The sequence below is a fragment of the Streptomyces sp. JJ36 genome, assembly GCF_021696945.1.
Lineage (GTDB): Bacteria > Actinomycetota > Actinomycetes > Streptomycetales > Streptomycetaceae > Streptomyces.
This window is the reverse complement of record NZ_JACYHE010000005.1, coordinates 136327-153603: the sequence shown is the minus strand read 5'-3', so window position 1 is coordinate 153603 and position 17277 is coordinate 136327. Positions and strand designations below refer to the sequence as shown.

The 17277-nt window shown below is 71.2% G+C and carries 15 protein-coding genes and 1 tRNA gene; 6 read left to right on the top strand and 10 right to left on the bottom strand.

What is annotated here, in order from left to right; genetic code table 11:
* Positions 1–709: 709 nt before the first annotated feature.
* From HOY81_RS03835 to dnaA, 10 genes are all read right to left on the bottom strand, one after another.
* Positions 710–844: a DLW-39 family protein gene (locus tag HOY81_RS03835; protein WP_237318061.1), complete on the bottom strand. Its 135-nt coding sequence runs from the start codon at positions 842–844 to the stop codon at positions 710–712.
* A gap of 119 nt (positions 845–963) precedes the next feature.
* Positions 964–1037: transfer RNA gene (locus HOY81_RS03830), tRNA-Ile, on the bottom strand.
* Between the two features lie 106 nt (positions 1038–1143).
* Positions 1144–1731, bottom strand: a complete 588-nt coding sequence (locus HOY81_RS03825; protein ID WP_237318059.1) for a DUF3566 domain-containing protein — start codon at positions 1729–1731, stop codon at positions 1144–1146.
* Positions 1732–1734: 3 nt separating this feature from the next.
* Positions 1735–4368 (bottom strand): DNA gyrase subunit A, encoded by a 2634-nt coding sequence (gene gyrA / locus HOY81_RS03820; protein WP_237318057.1) that lies wholly within the window; start codon positions 4366–4368, stop codon positions 1735–1737.
* Between the two features lie 52 nt (positions 4369–4420).
* Positions 4421–6508 (bottom strand): DNA topoisomerase (ATP-hydrolyzing) subunit B, encoded by a 2088-nt coding sequence (gene gyrB / locus HOY81_RS03815; protein WP_237318055.1) that lies wholly within the window; start codon positions 6506–6508, stop codon positions 4421–4423.
* Positions 6509–6858: 350 nt separating this feature from the next.
* Positions 6859–7338, bottom strand: coding sequence for a DUF721 domain-containing protein (locus HOY81_RS03810; RefSeq protein WP_237318099.1), 480 nt, complete (start codon positions 7336–7338; stop codon positions 6859–6861).
* Between the two features lie 137 nt (positions 7339–7475).
* Positions 7476–8594: a DNA replication/repair protein RecF gene (recF, locus tag HOY81_RS03805; RefSeq protein WP_237318053.1), complete on the bottom strand. Its 1119-nt coding sequence runs from the start codon at positions 8592–8594 to the stop codon at positions 7476–7478.
* 33 nt (positions 8595–8627) lie between these two features.
* Positions 8628–9581 carry a phosphogluconate dehydrogenase (NAD(+)-dependent, decarboxylating) gene (gene gnd / locus HOY81_RS03800; protein ID WP_368857735.1) on the bottom strand — a complete coding sequence of 318 codons (954 nt, stop codon included), beginning with the start codon at positions 9579–9581 and terminating at the stop codon, positions 8628–8630.
* A 76-nt stretch (positions 9582–9657) separates the two neighbouring features.
* A complete protein-coding gene (gene dnaN, locus HOY81_RS03795) occupies positions 9658–10788 on the bottom strand; it encodes a DNA polymerase III subunit beta (protein WP_237318049.1) in 1131 nt (376 codons plus the stop codon).
* Between the two features lie 839 nt (positions 10789–11627).
* Positions 11628–13610 (bottom strand): chromosomal replication initiator protein DnaA, encoded by a 1983-nt coding sequence (gene dnaA, locus HOY81_RS03790; protein ID WP_308340948.1) that lies wholly within the window; start codon positions 13608–13610, stop codon positions 11628–11630.
* 409 nt (positions 13611–14019) lie between these two features.
* Here dnaA and rpmH point away from each other — a divergent pair, with 409 nt between their 5' ends.
* Genes rpmH through rsmG form a run of 6 tightly spaced genes read left to right on the top strand, consistent with a single transcriptional unit; the run spans position 14020 to position 17233 of the window.
* Positions 14020–14157 (top strand): 50S ribosomal protein L34, encoded by a 138-nt coding sequence (rpmH, locus tag HOY81_RS03785; RefSeq protein WP_016906158.1) that lies wholly within the window; start codon positions 14020–14022, stop codon positions 14155–14157.
* A 25-nt stretch (positions 14158–14182) separates the two neighbouring features.
* A complete protein-coding gene (rnpA, locus tag HOY81_RS03780; protein ID WP_237318047.1) occupies positions 14183–14566 on the top strand; it encodes a ribonuclease P protein component in 384 nt (127 codons plus the stop codon).
* Positions 14563–14853 carry a membrane protein insertion efficiency factor YidD gene (gene yidD, locus HOY81_RS03775; RefSeq protein ID WP_237318045.1) on the top strand — a complete coding sequence of 97 codons (291 nt, stop codon included), beginning with the start codon at positions 14563–14565 and terminating at the stop codon, positions 14851–14853. Before rnpA ends, yidD begins: the two co-directional genes overlap by 4 nt.
* Positions 14854–14856: 3 nt before the next feature.
* A complete protein-coding gene (gene yidC / locus HOY81_RS03770) occupies positions 14857–15987 on the top strand; it encodes a membrane protein insertase YidC (RefSeq protein WP_237318043.1) in 1131 nt (376 codons plus the stop codon).
* 14 nt (positions 15988–16001) lie between these two features.
* The gene (locus tag HOY81_RS03765; protein ID WP_237318041.1) at positions 16002–16502 is read left to right on the top strand and encodes a R3H domain-containing nucleic acid-binding protein; all 501 of its coding nucleotides are present in this window, start codon (positions 16002–16004) and stop codon (positions 16500–16502) included.
* Positions 16499–17233: a 16S rRNA (guanine(527)-N(7))-methyltransferase RsmG gene (gene rsmG, locus HOY81_RS03760; protein WP_237318039.1), complete on the top strand. Its 735-nt coding sequence runs from the start codon at positions 16499–16501 to the stop codon at positions 17231–17233. Before HOY81_RS03765 ends, rsmG begins: the two co-directional genes overlap by 4 nt.
* Positions 17234–17277: the final 44 nt, after the last annotated feature.

Below are 17277 nucleotides of genomic sequence, written 5' to 3'. Positions count from 1 at the left end.
CCCGGGCCGCCGCGCGCGACGCCGCCCGTGCCCCGGCTCGCACCGCGGTGCGCGCTGCCTTACGCGGTACCGCCGCCGTACGCGGTGCCGCCGCCGTACGCGGTGCCGCCGTACGCGCCTCCGGCGTACCCACTGCCGCCCGTGCCCCGCCGCGCGCCGTACTGCGCGGTACCGCCGCCGTACGCGCCTCCGCTGCCGCGGGCTCCCGCGGGCCGCCCCCTACCGGTCCGCGCACCCCGGTGCGCGCCGGGGCGCCTCCGGTCCCGCCACCGTGCTCCCTCATGCGCCCTGTCACCACACCCCGCCCCTCACCGCTTCCGTGTGCCCCGCGCCGCCCGCGGGCGTCCCCCGGGCGCGGAGCGTGCCGCATCATCCTGCACCGTCCCGTCGCCGCCGTCCCGGGCCGGTCCAGGCCGTGGACGGCCGGCTCCGGCGCCGGAGCCGGCCAGCGGCACGGCCCGTGCGCGACATGCTCACCACACCTTCACCCGCGGGACGCCGCCCCGGCGTGTCCCGACCCATGGCCCCGGGGCGTACGGCCTGGGTCCGGGCGCCCCGGCTCCCGGGAGCGGCGCGTACCGCCGCCCGGGCCCCCGGCCTGTCAGCCCGGGCGCTCCGGGTCACTCCCCGGGGCTGCCGGGGAGCCCGCACACGACGGGGCCCCGGCCGCACCCTGCGACCGGGGCCCCGCGAAAGACCTGCGCTGAGCTCACACACCCTGACCTGCGGGCACGGAGTCGGTCGCCTCCGTCCACAGATCCTGCTCGGCGCGGTCCGCCTGGATCTGGCGGTACACGAGGAGCCCGCCGATGGCGGCCAGTGCGACCAGGAGAAGCTTCTTCACCGCGCTACCTCGTCCTTCATAGACGTTGGGACCTTCTGGCGCCCGATGATACCCAAACACATGCACCGATACGGCGACGGCCCGGACGAAGAAGATCTTCGTCCGGGCCGTCCACACGGTGGGGCTAACTGGACTTGAACCAGTGGCCTCATCCTTATCAGGGATGCGCTCTAACCATCTGAGCTATAGCCCCGCGCTGCAGAGCAAGATTAGCGCACTTCCCGCCGCGCCCCAAAATCGGTTACCGGGCGGGCCACCGGGGCGCGGGCCGCGGTGCGCCCCGCGGCCCGCGCCCCGGATCACTCGTCCTCGGCCAGCGTGACCTCGATGCCGCCCACGAACCCCGCCGAGAGGTTGTAGACGAAGGCGCCGAGGGTGGCCAGCGCGGTCGCCAGCACCACGTCGATCAGGGCGACGACCCCGGTGAAGGTCAGCACCCGGGGCAGCGAGAGAAAGGACTCCAGGTCGAAGCCGCTGCCCGGTTCGTCCGAGGCCGTGGCCTCGGAGATGGTGCCGCCGACGGCGGAGAAGACGCCCATCGCGTCCATGACCATCCACAGCACCCCGACGGCCACCACCGTGCACAGCCCCAGCGCGATGGAGAGCAGGAAGCCGACCTTCATCACCGACCAGGGGTCCACCTTGGCCACCCGCAGCCGCGCCTTCCGCACCCGGGGCACCGTCCGCGCACCGGTGCGCGGACGGCGTACCGCGCCCGGCAGGGTGCCGCCGCCGTCCGCGGCGGGCTCCCCCTCCGGGGCCGGGTAGGCCCGCGGGGGGTGATGCGGCGGCTGCCCCGCCGCCGGCTGCGGCGGCGGGCTCTGCTGCGGTGGCTGCGGGTGTGGCTGGGCCTGTGCCGCCTGCGGCCCCGGCTGGGCACCACTCACGCCTTACTCCTCGTCGCTCGACGGGGCCGTACTCGGCTCGACCGCGGCTTCGCCCGGGGCGCCGGACGCGGCCTCCGCCGCCATGGCGTCGGCCACGGCGTCGACCTCCTCCGCTTCCCGACCCTCCTCGGCGTTCCGCGCCATGCCGACGACGGCATCCCGCTTGCCCAGGTTGATCAGCTGAACGCCCATCGTGTCACGCCCCGTCTCCCGGACCTCGTTCACCCGGGTACGGATCACGCCACCGCTGAGCGTGATGGCGAGGATCTCGTCCGTCTCCTCGACCACCAGGGCGCCGACCAGCTCGCCCCGGTCCTCCACGATCTTGGCCGCCTTGATGCCGAGGCCGCCGCGTCCCTGCACCCGGTACTCGTCGACCGGGGTGCGCTTGCCGTAGCCGCCGTCGGTCGCGGTGAAGACGTAGGTGCCCGCCCGGACCACGTTGACCGAGAGCAGTTCGTCGCCCTCCCGGAAGCTCATCCCCTTCACCCCGGAGGTGGCGCGGCCCATCGGCCGCAGCGCCTCGTCGGTCGCGGTGAAGCGGATCGACTGCGCCTTCTTGCTGACCAGCAGCAGGTCGTCCTCCGGGGAGACCAGCTCGGCGCCGATCAGCTCGTCGTCCCGGCCGTCCTCCATCTGCCGGAGGTTGATCGCGATGACGCCGCCGGAGCGCGGCGAGTCGTAGTCCTTCAGCGGGGTCTTCTTCACCAGGCCGGACTTGGTGGCCAGCACCAGGTACGGCACCGCGTCGTAGTCCCGGATCGCGAGGATCTCGGCGATCTGCTCGTCCGGCTGGAACGCCAGCAGGTTCGCCACATGCTGGCCGCGGGCGTCCCGGCCGGCGTCCGGCAGCTCGTACGCCTTCGCGCGGTACACCCGGCCCTTGTTGGTGAAGAACAGCAGCCAGTGGTGGGTGGTGGAGACGAAGAAGTGGTCGACGATGTCGTCTTCCCTGAGCTTCGTGCCCCGCACGCCCTTGCCGCCGCGCTTCTGCGCCCGGTAGTCGTCGGTCCGGGTGCGCTTCACATAGCCGCCCCGGGTGATGGTGACGACGATGTCCTCCTCGGCGATCAGGTCCTCGATGGACATGTCGCCCTCGAAGGGCACCAGCTTGGTACGCCGGTCGTCGCCGTACTTCTCGACCAGCGCCGTCAGCTCCTCGCCGATGATCTGCCGCTGCCTCAGCGGCGAGGCCAGGATCGCGTTGTACTCGTCGATCTTCGCCTGGAGGTCGTCGTGCTCGGCGGTGATCTTCTGCCGCTCCAGGGCCGCCAGCCGGCGGAGCTGCATCTCCAGGATGGCGTTCGCCTGGATCTCGTCGATCCGCAGCAGGCCCATCAGGCCCTCGCGCGCCTCCTCGACCGTCTGGCTGCGCCGGATCAGCGCGATGACCTCGTCGATCGCGTCCAGCGCCTTCAGCAGACCGCGCAGGATGTGCGCCCGCTCCTCGGCCTTCCGCAGCCGGTACTGGGTCCGCCGCACGATCACGTCGATCTGGTGCGCCACCCAGTGCCGGATGAAGGCGTCCAGCGACAGCGTCCGCGGCACGCCCTCGACCAGCGCCAGCATGTTGGCGCCGAAGTTGGTCTGCAGATCGGTGTGCTTGTAGAGGTTGTTGAGGACGACCTTGGCGACGGCGTCCCGCTTGAGCACGATCACCAGCCGCTGGCCGGTGCGGGAGGAGGTCTCGTCCCGCACGTCGGCGATGCCGCCGATCCGGCCGTCCTTCACCAGGTCGGCGATCTTCAGCGCGAGGTTGTCCGGATTCACCTGGTACGGCAGCTCGGTGACCACCAGGCACTGCCGGCCCTGGATCTCCTCCACCTCGACGACCGCCCGCATCGTGATGGAGCCGCGGCCGGTGCGGTACGCCTCCTCGATGCCCCGGCGGCCCACCACCAGCGCACCGGTGGGGAAGTCCGGGCCCTTGATCCGCTCGATCAGCGCCTCGAGCAGCTCCTCGTTGCTCGCCTCCGGGTGGTCCAGATACCACTGGGCGCCCGCGGCGACCTCCCGCAGGTTGTGCGGCGGGATGTTGGTGGCCATCCCGACCGCGATCCCCGCCGAACCGTTGACCAGCAGGTTCGGGAAGCGGGACGGCAGGACCGTGGGCTCCAGGTTCCGGCCGTCGTAGTTGTCCTGGAAGTCGACGGTCTCCTCGTCGATGTCCCGGAGCATCTCCATGGCCAGCGGCGCCATCTTGCACTCGGTGTAGCGCATGGCCGCGGCCGGGTCGTTGCCCGGCGAGCCGAAGTTGCCGTTGGAGTCCACCAGCGGCATCCGCATCGACCAGGTCTGCGCCAGCCGGACCAGGGCGTCGTAGATCGAGGTGTCGCCGTGCGGGTGGTAGGTGCCCATCACGTCGCCGACGACGCGGGCGCACTTGTAGAAGCCCTTCTCGGGGCGGTAGCCGCCGTCGTACATCGCGTACAGCACCCGGCGGTGCACCGGCTTCAGACCGTCCCGGATGTCGGGCAGCGCACGCGAGACGATCACGCTCATCGCGTAGTCGAGGTAGGAGCGCTGCATCTCCGTCTCGAGGCTCACCGGCTCCACACGGGCCCCGGCGGTCTCGTCGACGATGGCGCTCTCCACGGGCAGGTTCTCGGGCTCTGCAGGAAGGTTCTCGTCGGCCATGCTGGTGGGAAGTCCTTGTCTGTACTGCGGCTCTGACGGGTGGGGGGCCGACTCAGATGTCCAGGAAGCGGACGTCCTTGGCGTTGCGCTGGATGAAGCCGCGCCGCGCCTCCACGTCCTCGCCCATGAGGATCGAGAACAGGTCGTCCGCGGCGGCCGCGTCGTCCAGCGTCACCTGGCGCAGCACCCGGTGGGAGCTGTCCATGGTGGTGACCCGCAGCTCCTCGGCGTTCATCTCGCCGAGGCCCTTGAACCGCTGGATCGAGTCGTCCTTGATGCGCTTGCCCTGCTCGCGGCCGAGCTGGATGAGGCTGTCGCGCTCCCGGTCGGAGTACGCGTACTGGTGCTCGTCGCGGCCCCACTTGACCTTGTAGAGCGGCGGCTGGGACAGGAAGACGTGACCCGCCTCGACCAGCGGCCGCATGAAGCGGAAGAGGAGCGTCAGCAGCAGCGTGTTGATGTGCTGGCCGTCGACGTCGGCGTCCGCCATCAGGATGATCTTGTGGTAGCGGAGCTTCGCGATGTCGAAGTCCTCGTGGATGCCGGTGCCGAAGGCCGAGATCAGCGCCTGCACCTCGGCGTTCTGCAGCACCTTGTCGATGCGGGCCTTCTCCACGTTGAGGATCTTGCCGCGGATCGGCAGGATCGCCTGGTACTCCGGGTCACGGCCGGACTTGGCCGAGCCGCCCGCGGAGTCGCCCTCGACGATGAAGATCTCGCACTTGGACGGGTCGTTGGACTGGCAGTCGGACAGCTTGCCCGGCAGCGACGCCGTCTCCAGCAGCCCCTTGCGGCGGGTCAGGTCCCGCGCCTTGCGGGCCGCGACCCGGGCGGTGGCCGCCTGGATGCCCTTGCGGACGATGTCCGCCGCCTCGTTCGGGTTGCGGTCCAGCCAGTCCGCCAGGTGCTCGTGGACGATGCGCTGCACGAAGGTCTTCGCCTCCGTGTTGCCCAGCTTCGTCTTCGTCTGCCCCTCGAACTGCGGCTCCGCCAGCTTGACCGAGATGATCGCCGTCAGGCCCTCCCGGATGTCCTCGCCGGTGAGGTTGTCGTCCTTCTCGCGCAGCAGCTTCCGGTCCCGCGCATAGCGGTTGATCAGACCCGTCAGCGCGGCGCGGAAGCCCTCCTCGTGGGTGCCGCCCTCATGCGTGTGGATGATGTTGGCGAAGGAGTACACACCCTCGCTGTACTGGTTGTTCCACTGCATGGCGACCTCGACGGACAGGTTGCGGTCCGCGTCCTGGGCGTCGAACTCGACGACGGTGGGGTGGACCGGCTCGCCCTTGCGGGAGTTGAGGTAGCGGACGAAGTCCGCGATGCCGCCCTCGTAGTGGTAGCGGACGGCGTTCTGGTTGCCCTCCTCGTCCACGTGCTCGGCCCGCTCGTCGCGCAGCGAGATCACCAGGCCGCGGTTGAGGAAGGCCATCTCTTGGAAGCGGCGGGAGAGCGTCTCGAACGAGTAGTCCGTCGTCTCGAAGATGTCCGGGTCCGCCCAGAAGGTGACGGAGGTACCGGTCTCCTCCGTGGCCTCGTTCCGCTGCAGCGGAGCCGTCGGCACACCCAGCTTGTAGTCCTGGGTCCAGCGGTAGCCGTCGCACTTGACCTCCACGGCCACCTTCTGCGAGAGGGCGTTCACCACCGAGACGCCCACACCGTGCAGACCGCCGGAGACCGCGTACCCGCCGCCGCCGAACTTGCCGCCCGCGTGCAGCACCGTCATCACGACCTCGACCGCCGGCTTGTTCTCCGACGGCACGATGCCCACCGGGATGCCCCGCCCGTTGTCCACCACCCGCACGCCGCCGTCGGCCAGCAGCGTCACCTCGACGGTGTCCGCGTGACCCGCCAGCGCCTCGTCGACGGAGTTGTCGACGACCTCCTGCACGAGGTGATGCAGACCACGCTCACCGGTCGACCCGATGTACATGCCGGGACGCTTGCGCACCGCGTCCAGGCCCTCCAGCACCGTGATGGCAGTGGCGTCGTACGCCGTGGCACCGGCGGCCGCGGCCACGGCCTGGGGGATCTCCGCGATCTCGGTGACCTCCTCGGCGCCCTCGGCGCTGATCGGGGACGTGTTGCTCTGGTTCGGGTTCGGATTGCCGGAATCGGCCACGAAGCGCCCTTTCTGGCACAGCACAGGCCGTCTCCATGGCATGGCGGAGCGGCTGCGTCGTTCGACTTCTTCCGCAACGGGGCGGCTCGTCCTTCAGTGTACCGGTGGCTCGGACATGAATGGGGCTTTGGCGGTACCTGAGTCCGCATGTGCCGCCCTGAACCGGCATCCACCGACTCCCCATATGCGGACCGGGGGCCCAAGAGGCTCACAGCGGCACTCAGCGCTTCCGGCCGACGCCTCCCTGTCGCCGGTTCTGTCCCGGGATCTGTCCCCACCCGGAAGCCGCCCGGGGAGCCGCCCGCCCGTCCCCGGTCACGCCCGAGCCGCTCCCGGGGAAGTCCGCCACGGCGCACACCCCGCGCACCGGACGGCTAACCGTACGTGTCCCCCGGCCCCCGGCTGCCCGGCGCCCGCAGCGGCCCGTACGACCGGGACGGCGCCTCCGGGCCCCGCACCTTGATCACCCGCACCGTGCCCTGCCCCAGGTCCTCGTTCAGCCGGGCCACCAGCCGCGGGGCCAGCAACCGCAACTGCGTCGCCCACGCCGTCGAGTCACAGCGCACCTGCAGGCTGCGCTCCTCCTCGTCGTACCGCACCGGCTCGCAGTGCTGCGCCACCTCCGGGCCCACGAGCTGCGGCCAGCGGCCCATCACCCCACCGACCGCCGCCGGCGCCTCCCAGCCGCGCTCCGTGATCAGCGACCGCACCGCCGCCCCCAGCGGCAGCGGATCGCGGCCGTCCCGGCCCGCACCGGACCGCAGCCCGCCGCGCCGCGCCTGCTTCTGCTGCCGCGCCGCCGCACCCCGGGCCCGCGCCTGCTCCTTCGCCGCCCGCAGCGCCACCCGCGCCATGTCCACACCGGACGGCTCCGGCGGAGCCGGCCGGGGCTCCGGGCCCGGCGCGTCGGCGCTTCCGCCGGTCCCATCCGCAGTCCCGTCCGGGAAGCCGTCCGGGCCGGGGCCGCCCGCACCCGGGTCGTGCGCCGCGCTCACCTTAGGACCACCTCCCCGCCGGACACCGCGTACCGCGCGCCCGCCAGCACCCCGGGCACGTCCTCCTCCACCGCAGCCGTCACCAGCACCTGCTCGCCCGGCGCCACCAGCTCCGCCAGCCGCGCCCGGCGCCGCACGTCCAGCTCCGCGAACACGTCGTCCAGCACCAGCACCGGCTCGTTGCCCTCGCTCCGCAGCAGGTCGTAGGAGGCGAGCCGCAGTGCCAGCGCCAGAGACCACGACTCGCCGTGGCTCGCATAGCCCTTCGCCGGCAACTCCCCCAGTTTCAGTACCAGATCGTCCCGGTGCGGGCCGACCAGCGTCACGCCCCGCTCGATCTCCTGCGACCGCACCTCACCCAGCGCCGCCAGCAGCCGCTGCGCCAACTCCTCCGGCGACGCGGGCTCCTGCGTCGGCCCCCGGTACTCCAGCCCCACCGGGCCGCCGCCCGGCGCCAGTTGCTCGTACGCCTTGTCCGCCAGCGGCTCCAGCGCCCGCACCAGGTCCAGCCGTCGTGCCAGCAACTCCGCGCCGGCCCGCGCCAGATGCTGGTCCCACACGTCCAGCGTGGACAGATCCGCGCCGCGGCCGCCGTGCCGGCGCGCCATCGCGGCCGACTTCAGCAGCGAGTTCCGCTGCTTCAGCACCCGGTCGTAGTCCGAACGCACGCCCGCCAGCCGCGGCGCCCGCGCCGTCACCAGCTCGTCCAGGAACCGCCGGCGCTCGCCCGGGTCGCCCTTCACCAGGGTCAGGTCCTCCGGCGCGAAGAGCACCGTGCGCAGAATCCCCAGCACGTCCCGCGGCCGCACCTGCGACGAGCGGTTGACCCGCGCCCGGTTGGCCCGGCCCGGGTTGAGCTCCAGCTCCACCAGTTGCTGCCGCTCGCCCTGCCGGACCTGCGCCCGCACCACCGCGCGCTCGGCACCCACCCGCACCAGCGGCGCGTCCGAGGAGACCCGGTGGCTGCCCAGCGTCGCCAGATAGCCCACGGCCTCCACCAGGTTCGTCTTGCCCTGGCCGTTCGGGCCGACGAACGTCGTCACGCCCGGGTCCAGCGGTACCTCGGCCCGGGCGTACGAGCGGAAGTCGGCGAGCGAGAGATGCGTGACGTGCACGGTGGCGCACCGGCCTCCCAGAGACGATCGCGGTTACTTCTTGCTGCTCTCCACCGCGTGACCACCGAACTGGTTCCGCAGCGCGGCGATCATCTTCATCTGCGGCGAGTCCTCCTGCCGGGAGGAGAAGCGCGCGAAGAGCGAGGCGGTGATCGCCGGCAGCGGCACGGCGTTGTCGATCGCCGCCTCCACCGTCCAGCGGCCCTCGCCGGAGTCCGCGGCGTAACCGCGCAGCGACCCCAGGTGCTCGTCGTCGTCCAGCGCGTTCACGGCGAGGTCGAGCAGCCAGGAGCGGATGACCGTGCCCTGCTGCCAGGACCGGAAGACCTCCCGCACGTCGGTGACCGAGTCCGCCGCCTCCAGCAGCTCCCAGCCCTCGGCGAAGGCCTGCATCATCGCGTACTCGATGCCGTTGTGGACCATCTTCGCGAAGTGGCCCGCACCGACCCGGCCCGCGTGCACGGAGCCGAACTCGCCCTCCGGCTTCAGCGCGTCGAAGACCGGCTGCACCTTCGCCACATGCGCGGCGTCACCGCCGTACATCAGCGCGTAGCCGTTCTCCAGGCCCCAGACACCGCCGGAGACCCCGCAGTCCACAAAGCCGACGCCCTTGGCCGCCAGCTCTCCGGCGTGCTTCTCGTCGTCGGTCCAGCGGGAGTTCCCGCCGTCCACCACCACGTCGCCCGGGGAGAGCAGCTCCCCCAGCTCGTCGATGGTCGACTGGGTGGCGGCGCCCGCCGGGACCATCACCCACACCACGCGAGGGCCCTCCAGCTTGTCCACCAGCTCCGCGAGGCTGTGGACGTCGGAGACCTCCGCGTTCCGGTCGTACCCGACGACGGTGTGGCCGGCACGGCGGATGCGCTCGCGCATGTTGCCGCCCATCTTGCCCAGACCGACGAGACCGAGCTCCATCTGTGCGCCTCTCCTCCGTGTGTCCGTGCGCTTCGTACCCGGGTACGAGCCTACGCCCGCGAGGGCGTGCACACCTGTGGGCTCAGCCGCTCACCCGCGCGGTGGCCGGAGCGGCTGCCGTGCAGGTCAGCGGGGAAGCAGCCCGGCGTCAGCCGGAGAGCCGGACGGGCATGATCAGGTACTTGTAGGCGTCGTCCGCCTCGGCGTCCTTCGCGGGACGGCCGCTCAGCAGAGCCGGCTTGGTCGAGGTGGTGAAGGAGAGCTGAGCCACCGGGGAGTCGATGGCGCTCAGGCCCTCCAGCAGGAAGCCCGGGTTGAAGGCGATCGAGATGTCGTCGCCCTCCAGGTCGGCGTCCACCCGCTCCACAGCCTGTGCGTCATCGCTGGAGCCGGCCTCCAGGGTCAGCACGCCCTGCTCGAAGCTCAGCCGCACCGGGGTGTTCCGCTCGGCGACCAGCGCCACGCGCTTGACGGCCTCCACGAACGGCGCCGTCTCGATCACCGCCACCGAGTTGAACTCGGTCGGGAAGAGCGTGCGGTACTTCGGGAGGTCGCCCTCGAGCAGCCGCGTCGTCGTCCGGCGCCCGGCGCCCTCGAAACCGATCAGCCCCTCGCCGGCGCCCGACCCGGAGAGCGCCAGGGTCACGCTGTCCCCGCCGCTCAGCGACTTGGCGGTGTCCAGCAGCGTCTTCGCGGGGACCAGGGCCACCGCGGAGGCCTCCGGCGTCTCCGGCTTCCACAGGAACTCGCGCACCGCGAAGCGGTAGCGGTCGGTGGAGGCGAGGGTGACGGTGTCCCCCTCGATCTCGATCCGGACGCCGGTGAGCACCGGGAGGGTGTCGTCCCGGCCCGCGGCGATGGCCACCTGGGAGACCGCCGAGGCGAAGACCTCGCCCGGCACGGTGCCGGTCGCGGTCGGCATCTCGGGCAGCGCCGGATACTCCTCCACCGGCAGGGTGTGGAGGGTGAAGCGGGAGGAGCCGCAGACCACCGTCACCTTCACGCCGTCGGTGGAGATCTCGACGGGGCGGTTCGGCAGCGAGCGGGAGATGTCGGCGAGCAGGCGGCCGGAGACCAGCACCGTGCCCTCCTCCTCGACCTCGGCCTCCACCGAGACGCGGGCCGAGACCTCGTAGTCGAAGCCGGAGAGGCTCAGCGAGCCGTCCTCCGCCTTCAGCAGCAGGCCGGCGAGGACCGGCACCGGCGGACGGGCGGGGAGGCTCTTGGCGGTCCACGCCACCGCCTCCGCGAGTACATCGCGCTCTACCCGGATCTTCACCTTCAGCCGCCTCCTGCTCTTGCTGCTGGCCTCTTGCCGGGGTCCAGTCTGACGCACGCGGCCGACAGCCGGGGCGTGCGCGGGTCAAGTCGTCACCGGGTGGGTAGGACCGGTCGAGGGCGCGCATCCCCGAAGTTGTGCACAGCACCTGCTTCGAGGCGAATCCCGGGCTCTCTCTCCGTGGTCGTAGTAGTAGGGGTTGTGGAAACGGGGGAAAACTTCGTTTGCCCTGGTCACCCCGCAGATTTTGTCCACCGTGGCTGTGGGCGGAGCAGTGGACGGAGCAGGGGGTGCTGTGGATGGCGGAGTGCTGTGCACAGCTCGCCCACAGCACCCCCTGAGTTCTGCACAGCCGCGCCCACAGGAATCGCCGCTTCGTGCACAGCCCCGGAGCGGACCGGGCTGTGACCCGATTCACTCGCGACGGTGACCCCTCGCGTCACGTTGCCGAACAGTGGACAAGTCTGTGGAGAACTTGGGGACAACACCATGATTCCTGTGGGCCGACGGTGGACAAGTCAGTCCCCGCCCTCCCCGCCCCCGCGGCCTCCACAGCCTGTGGATCCGACCCGCCCACAATTCCCCAGCCTCATGACCTCGGACGATCTTGTCCCGCCCTGCGCACCTGTGGAGGGATTCTGGACAACATACGGGTCCCCAGGGTGTGGACGCCCCGACGACCGGAATTCTGTGGAACACACAGTGGCACACGCCACCAATCGAACGGTGGGGGTGCGCGTGCCCTCATGAGTGCGCCCTCCCGGAGCGGGGACGCTCCGGGAGGGCGCGGTGGACGGCGAGGGCTCGGACGGCTCCGCGGAACGGCGGGACGGCCGCCGTCAGGCGTTCTTGATGCGGTTGGTCAGCTCGGTGACCTGGTTGTAGATCGAGCGCCGCTCGGCCATCAGGGCGCGGATCTTCCGGTCGGCGTGCATCACCGTGGTGTGGTCGCGACCGCCGAACTGGGCGCCGATCTTGGGCAGCGAGAGGTCCGTGAGCTCCCGGCAGAGGTACATGGCGATCTGCCGGGCGGTGACCAGCACGCGGCTGCGGGAGGAGCCGCACAGGTCGTCCACGGAGAGCCCGAAGTAGTCGGCCGTGGCGGCCATGATGTCGCTCGCGGTGATCTCGGGGGCGGCGTCCTCACCGCCCGGGATGAGGTCCTTGAGGACGATCTCGGTGAGCCCGAGGTCGACCGGTTGCCGGTTCAGGCTGGCGAAGGCGGTGACGCGGATCAGCGCACCCTCCAGCTCCCGGATGTTCCGGGAGATCCGGGAGGCGATGAACTCCAGCACCTCCGGCGGCGCGTTGAGCTGCTCCTGCACCGCCTTCTTGCGGAGGATCGCGATCCGGGTCTCCAGCTCCGGCGGCTGCACGTCCGTGATCAGGCCCCACTCGAAGCGGTTGCGGAGCCGGTCCTCCAGCGTGATCAGCTGCTTCGGCGGCCGGTCGGAGGAGAGCACGATCTGCTTGTTGGCGTTGTGCAGGGTGTTGAAGGTGTGGAAGAACTCCTCCTGCGTCGACTCCTTGCTGGCGAGGAACTGGACGTCGTCGACGAGCAGGATGTCCATGTCCCGGTAGCGCTTGCGGAAGGCGTCGGCCTTGCCGTCCCGGATGGAGTTGATGAACTCGTTGGTGAACTCCTCCGAGCTCACGTAGCGCACCCGGGTGCCCGGGTAGAGGCTGCGGGCGTAGTGCCCGATCGCGTGCAGCAGGTGGGTCTTGCCCAGCCCCGACTCCCCGTAGATGAAGAGCGGGTTGTACGCCTTGGCCGGCGCCTCGGCGACGGCGACCGCGGCGGCGTGCGCGAAGCGGTTGGAGGCGCCGATCACGAAGGTGTCGAAGAGGTACTTCGGGTTGAGCCGGGCGGTGGGCTCGCCGGGGCCGGTCGCCGGCGCGGGCTGTGCGGCGAGCGGGCCGGGGGCGCCGGAGGGCGCGGGGAGCTGGGACGGCCCGTCGTAGCGGGGTGCCGGGGGCTGGGCCGAGGGCGCGTGGTGGCCGCCGCCGTGCGGGGGCTGGTGCTGCGACGCGTGCTGGTCGTAGGGCTCGTACGGCTGCTGGTGGCCCTGCCGGGGGCCGCCCGGCTGCGGGGCGTGTGGGGCCTGGTGCTGCTCGTACCGCTGGTCGTCGTAGCGCTGGGCGTCGTCGTACCGCTGCGGGCCGTCGTACCGCTGCGTGTCGTCGTAGCGGCGCTGCTCCTCGAAGTGCTGCTGCTCGTACGGCGGCGGCTGGTGGCTCTGCGGTGCCTGGTGGCCGTGGGGGTTCTGCGGGCCCTGTGGGCTCTGTGGGCTTTGGTGATGGCCGTACGGATCGTGCTGCTGCGGCCAGCCGCCGGGGCGGTGCTGCGGGGGCGGGCCCTGGGTGCGCGGCGCCTGCGGGTAGTCCGGGTAGGCGGGGCGCGGGGTGGGCAGCTCGGGTGCGTCGTAGGGGTCGCCGCCGGAGGGCGCGCCGGGCTGCTGCGGGATCGAGGGCTGCTGCGGTGCCTGGGGCGGCCGCCCGTCGGACTGGTGCGGCTCGGGGGCGGCGCCGGGACCGTCCGGGGGGACCGGGGCCGCGGGGCCGGTCACGGTGATCGCGAGCCGGATGGGCTGCCGGCACTCGCGGCTCAGGGCGTCGCTGATCAGGGGGGAGAGCCGGCCTTCGAGGACGCCCTTGGCGTATTCGTTGGGCACGCCGAGCAGGGCGGTGCCGGAGACCAGCACCAGCGGCTGGCAGTCCTTGAGCCAGCGCTGGTCCTTGGCCTCCACTCCCTGCCCGTCGGCGAGAAGCTGGTCGAGGACTCGGGGCCACACTGCGGCGAGATCGGCAGGGAGGTCGGCCACGGTCACGCTCTCTCACTCGCTGGGCGGCGGGGTTCGCTCGGGGAGGCGACGAGGTCCCGCGAATGTGTGATTCTCGGGACGGTCGGGAAGGAAAGGAAGTTCGGCCACGGTAGTCAGCCGGGTGTGCGGCGTTCAAGTCGTTGTCCACAGGCTGTGCACGACTGGGGTGACGGTGGTCACCGCCCCCGGGGCGCCGGGGCCTGTGCCCCGGGGGGCCGGTTTGACCGGACGGCGCGGGCGCGCGTACCGTATCGAGGTCGAGTTGTCGACGGCTGCTGCCGCCTGCCTCCGATGGGCATGACGAAGCGGTGCACACTCGGGCGTTGCGAGCTACTCGTGGGCGCACGGTGACAGCCGGTCGGCGCCCCACGTCGTCTCGTTGAGACTCAAGCATTCCTGGAGCCCCCGAGTGAGCAAGCGCACCTTCCAGCCGAACAACCGCCGCCGCGCGAAGACCCACGGCTTCCGGCTGCGCATGCGGACCCGCGCCGGCCGCGCGATCGTCGCGAACCGCCGCAGCAAGGGCCGCGCCCGCCTGTCGGCCTGAAGCAGCCCGACCTCAGGTCCATGACGTGCTGCCTTCCGAGCACCGGCTGAGGCGGCGCGAGGACTTCTCGGCCGCGGTACGGCGAGGACGCAGGGCCGGGCGCCCGCGCCTCGTCGTCCACCTCTTCCGCGGCGACGCCGCGGCCCGCGGTACGGACCCGCACGACGCGGGGGGATCGCCTCCCCCGGCGCGTGCGGGTTTCGTCGTGAGCAAGGCGGTGGGCAACGCCGTGGTGCGCAACCTCGTCAAGCGTCGCCTGCGTCACCTCATACGGGACCGGCTCGGTGCGCTTCCCCCGGGTAGCCTGGTGGTGGTACGGGCGCTGCCCGGTGCGGGGGCGGCAGGTCACGACGAGCTGGCCCGCGACCTGGACACCGCGATGCAGCGGCTGCTGGGAGAGAAGCCGTGAAGTATCCGCTGCTGTGGTTGATCAAGATCTACCAGTGGACCATCAGCCCGCTGCTCGGGCCGGTCTGCCGGTACTACCCGTCGTGCTCGCACTACGGGTACACGGCGATCGACCGGCACGGGGCGGTGAAGGGGACGGCGCTCACCGCCTGGCGCATCCTGCGCTGCAATCCGTGGTCTCCCGGTGGCGTCGACCACGTTCCCGCCCGGAAGCGTCCGGTGTGGCATCAGCGGCTGCGCGGCCGCTGGGAGCGGCACCGGGCCCAGTCCCATGCCCAAGGAGCCTGATTCGTGGACACGATCCTCGGTCCTCTCTATGACATCGTTTCCTGGATCATCGTCCAGTTCCACTCGCTGTACAGCCTGGTCTTCGACAAGGACAGCGGCTGGGCCTGGGGTCTGTCCATCGTGTCCCTGGTGGTGCTGATCCGGATCGCGCTGATTCCGCTCTTCGTCAAGCAGATCAAGGCGACGCGGAACATGCAGGCGATCCAGCCGAAGATGAAGGCGATCCAGGAGCGCTACAAGAGCGACAAGCAGCGCCAGTCCGAAGAGATGATGAAGCTGTACAAGGAGACGGGGACCAACCCGCTCTCCAGCTGTCTTCCCATCCTGGCGCAGTCGCCGTTCTTCATCGCGCTCTACCAGGTACTGAACAAGATTTCGAACAACGACCCGGTCGGCGTGATGGGCGCGGACCTGGTGGACAGCGCCCGGAACGCGCACATCTTCGGCGCGCCGATCGCGGCGAAGTTCCTGGACGACGCGGGAGCGGTCGAGGCACTCAACGCCTCGCTGACCGATGTCCGCGTCGTCACCGTCGTCATGATCCTGATGATGTCGGCGTCGCAGTTCTACACGCAGCGCCAGCTCATGACGAAGAACGTCGACCTCACGGTCAAGACGCCGTTCATGCAGCAGCAGAAGATGCTGATGTACATCTTCCCCGTGATCTTCGCGGTGTTCGGCATCAACTTCCCGGTCGGCGTCCTGGTCTACTGGCTCACCACCAACGTGTGGACGCTCGGGCAGCAGATGTTCGTGATCAAGCGCAACCCGACGCCGGGCAGCGTCGCGTACAAGCAGCGCCAGGAGAAGCTCCGGGCCAAGGGCAAGCTCAAGGAGGACCCGGAGGAGGTCGAGGCGCGCAAGGCGGTCGAGGAGGCCCGCGCCCGGCGTAGCCAGCCGAAGCGGCAGACCAAGGCACAGCGCCAGGCCGCGGCCGGTCAGCCGGCGACGACGAAGCAGGCACCGCAGCAGCCCTCCGGCAGCCCCGCGAAGACGAAGGCGGAGAAGGCCACCGGCGGGAAGCAGGCCGGGCAGAAGACGTCCGGGCAGGCCGGGCAGAAGGCCTCCGGGCAGAAGAAGGCCCAGCCGGGGCAGGGCAAGAAGAAGCCGCAGTCCGCGAAGACCAAGAAGTAAGAAGGAGTCCATCAGTGTCGGAGACGACCGCCGCAGAGGGCACCGACACCCTGTCCCGCTTGGAGCAGGAGGGTGACATCGCGGCCGACTACCTCGAGGGGCTGCTCGACATCGCCGATCTCGACGGCGACATCGACATGGACGTCGAGGGCGACCGCGCGGCCGTGTCGATCATCAGTGACGGCCCCTCCCGCGACCTGCAGAAGCTGGTCGGCCGGGATGGTGAGGTGCTGGAGGCACTCCAGGAGCTGACCCGGCTGGCGGTGCTCCGGGAGACCGGGGACCGGAGCCGGCTGATGCTGGACGTGGCCGGGTTCCGGGAGCGGAAGCGCGAGGAGCTCACCGATGTGGGCCGGAAGGCGGTCGAGGAGGCCCAGGGCACGGGTGAGCCGGTGAAGCTGCACCCGATGACGCCCTTCGAGCGCAAGGTCGTGCACGACGCGGTGGCCGAGGCCGGCCTGCGGAGTGAGTCCGAGGGCGAGGAGCCGCAGCGCTGCGTGGTCGTGCTGCCGTGAGCGAGCAGCCGGCGGATGTGGCGGAACCTCCCCCCGCCCCCGGGGCGGCGCGGAGGTTCTTCGGGGACGCCCTTCCGGACGCGGAGCGCTACGGCGAGCTGCTGGCGGACGCGGGCGTACGGCGCGGCCTGATCGGGCCGCGCGAGGTGCCGCGGTTGTGGGAGCGGCACCTGCTGAACTGCGCGGTGCTCTCGGAGATCGTGCCCGAGGGAGTGACCGTCTGCGATGTCGGTTCGGGCGCGGGGCTGCCCGGGATCCCCCTGGCGCTGGTCCGTCCGGACCTCAAGATCACGCTGCTGGAGCCGCTGCTGCGGCGGACGACCTTTCTGAGGGAGGTCGTGGAGCTGCTGGGGCTGGAGCATGTGACGGTGGTGCGGGGCCGTGCCGAAGAGGTTCTCGGCACGCTGACGCCGGTGCATGTGGTGACGGCCCGTGCGGTGGCGCCGCTGGACCGGTTGGCCGGCTGGGGCGTGCCGCTGCTGCGTCCCTATGGCGAGATGCTGGCGATCAAGGGGGACACGGCGGAGGAGGAGCTGCGGGGAGCTCGTGCGGCACTGCACAAGCTGGGGGTGGTGGACACCTCGGTGGTGCAGGTCGGCGAGGGCGTGGTCGATCCGCTGGCGACCGTGGTCCGGGCGGTCGTCGGGGAGAGCCCCGGCGGGGTGCGGTTCGCGGCGAAGCGGGCCAAGGCGGCGAAGGCGGCCCGGGTACGGCGTCGCCGGCAACGCTGAGGGAGCCGCAGGGAGCCGAGGAGGCCGGAGGCCGCCCGAGGAGG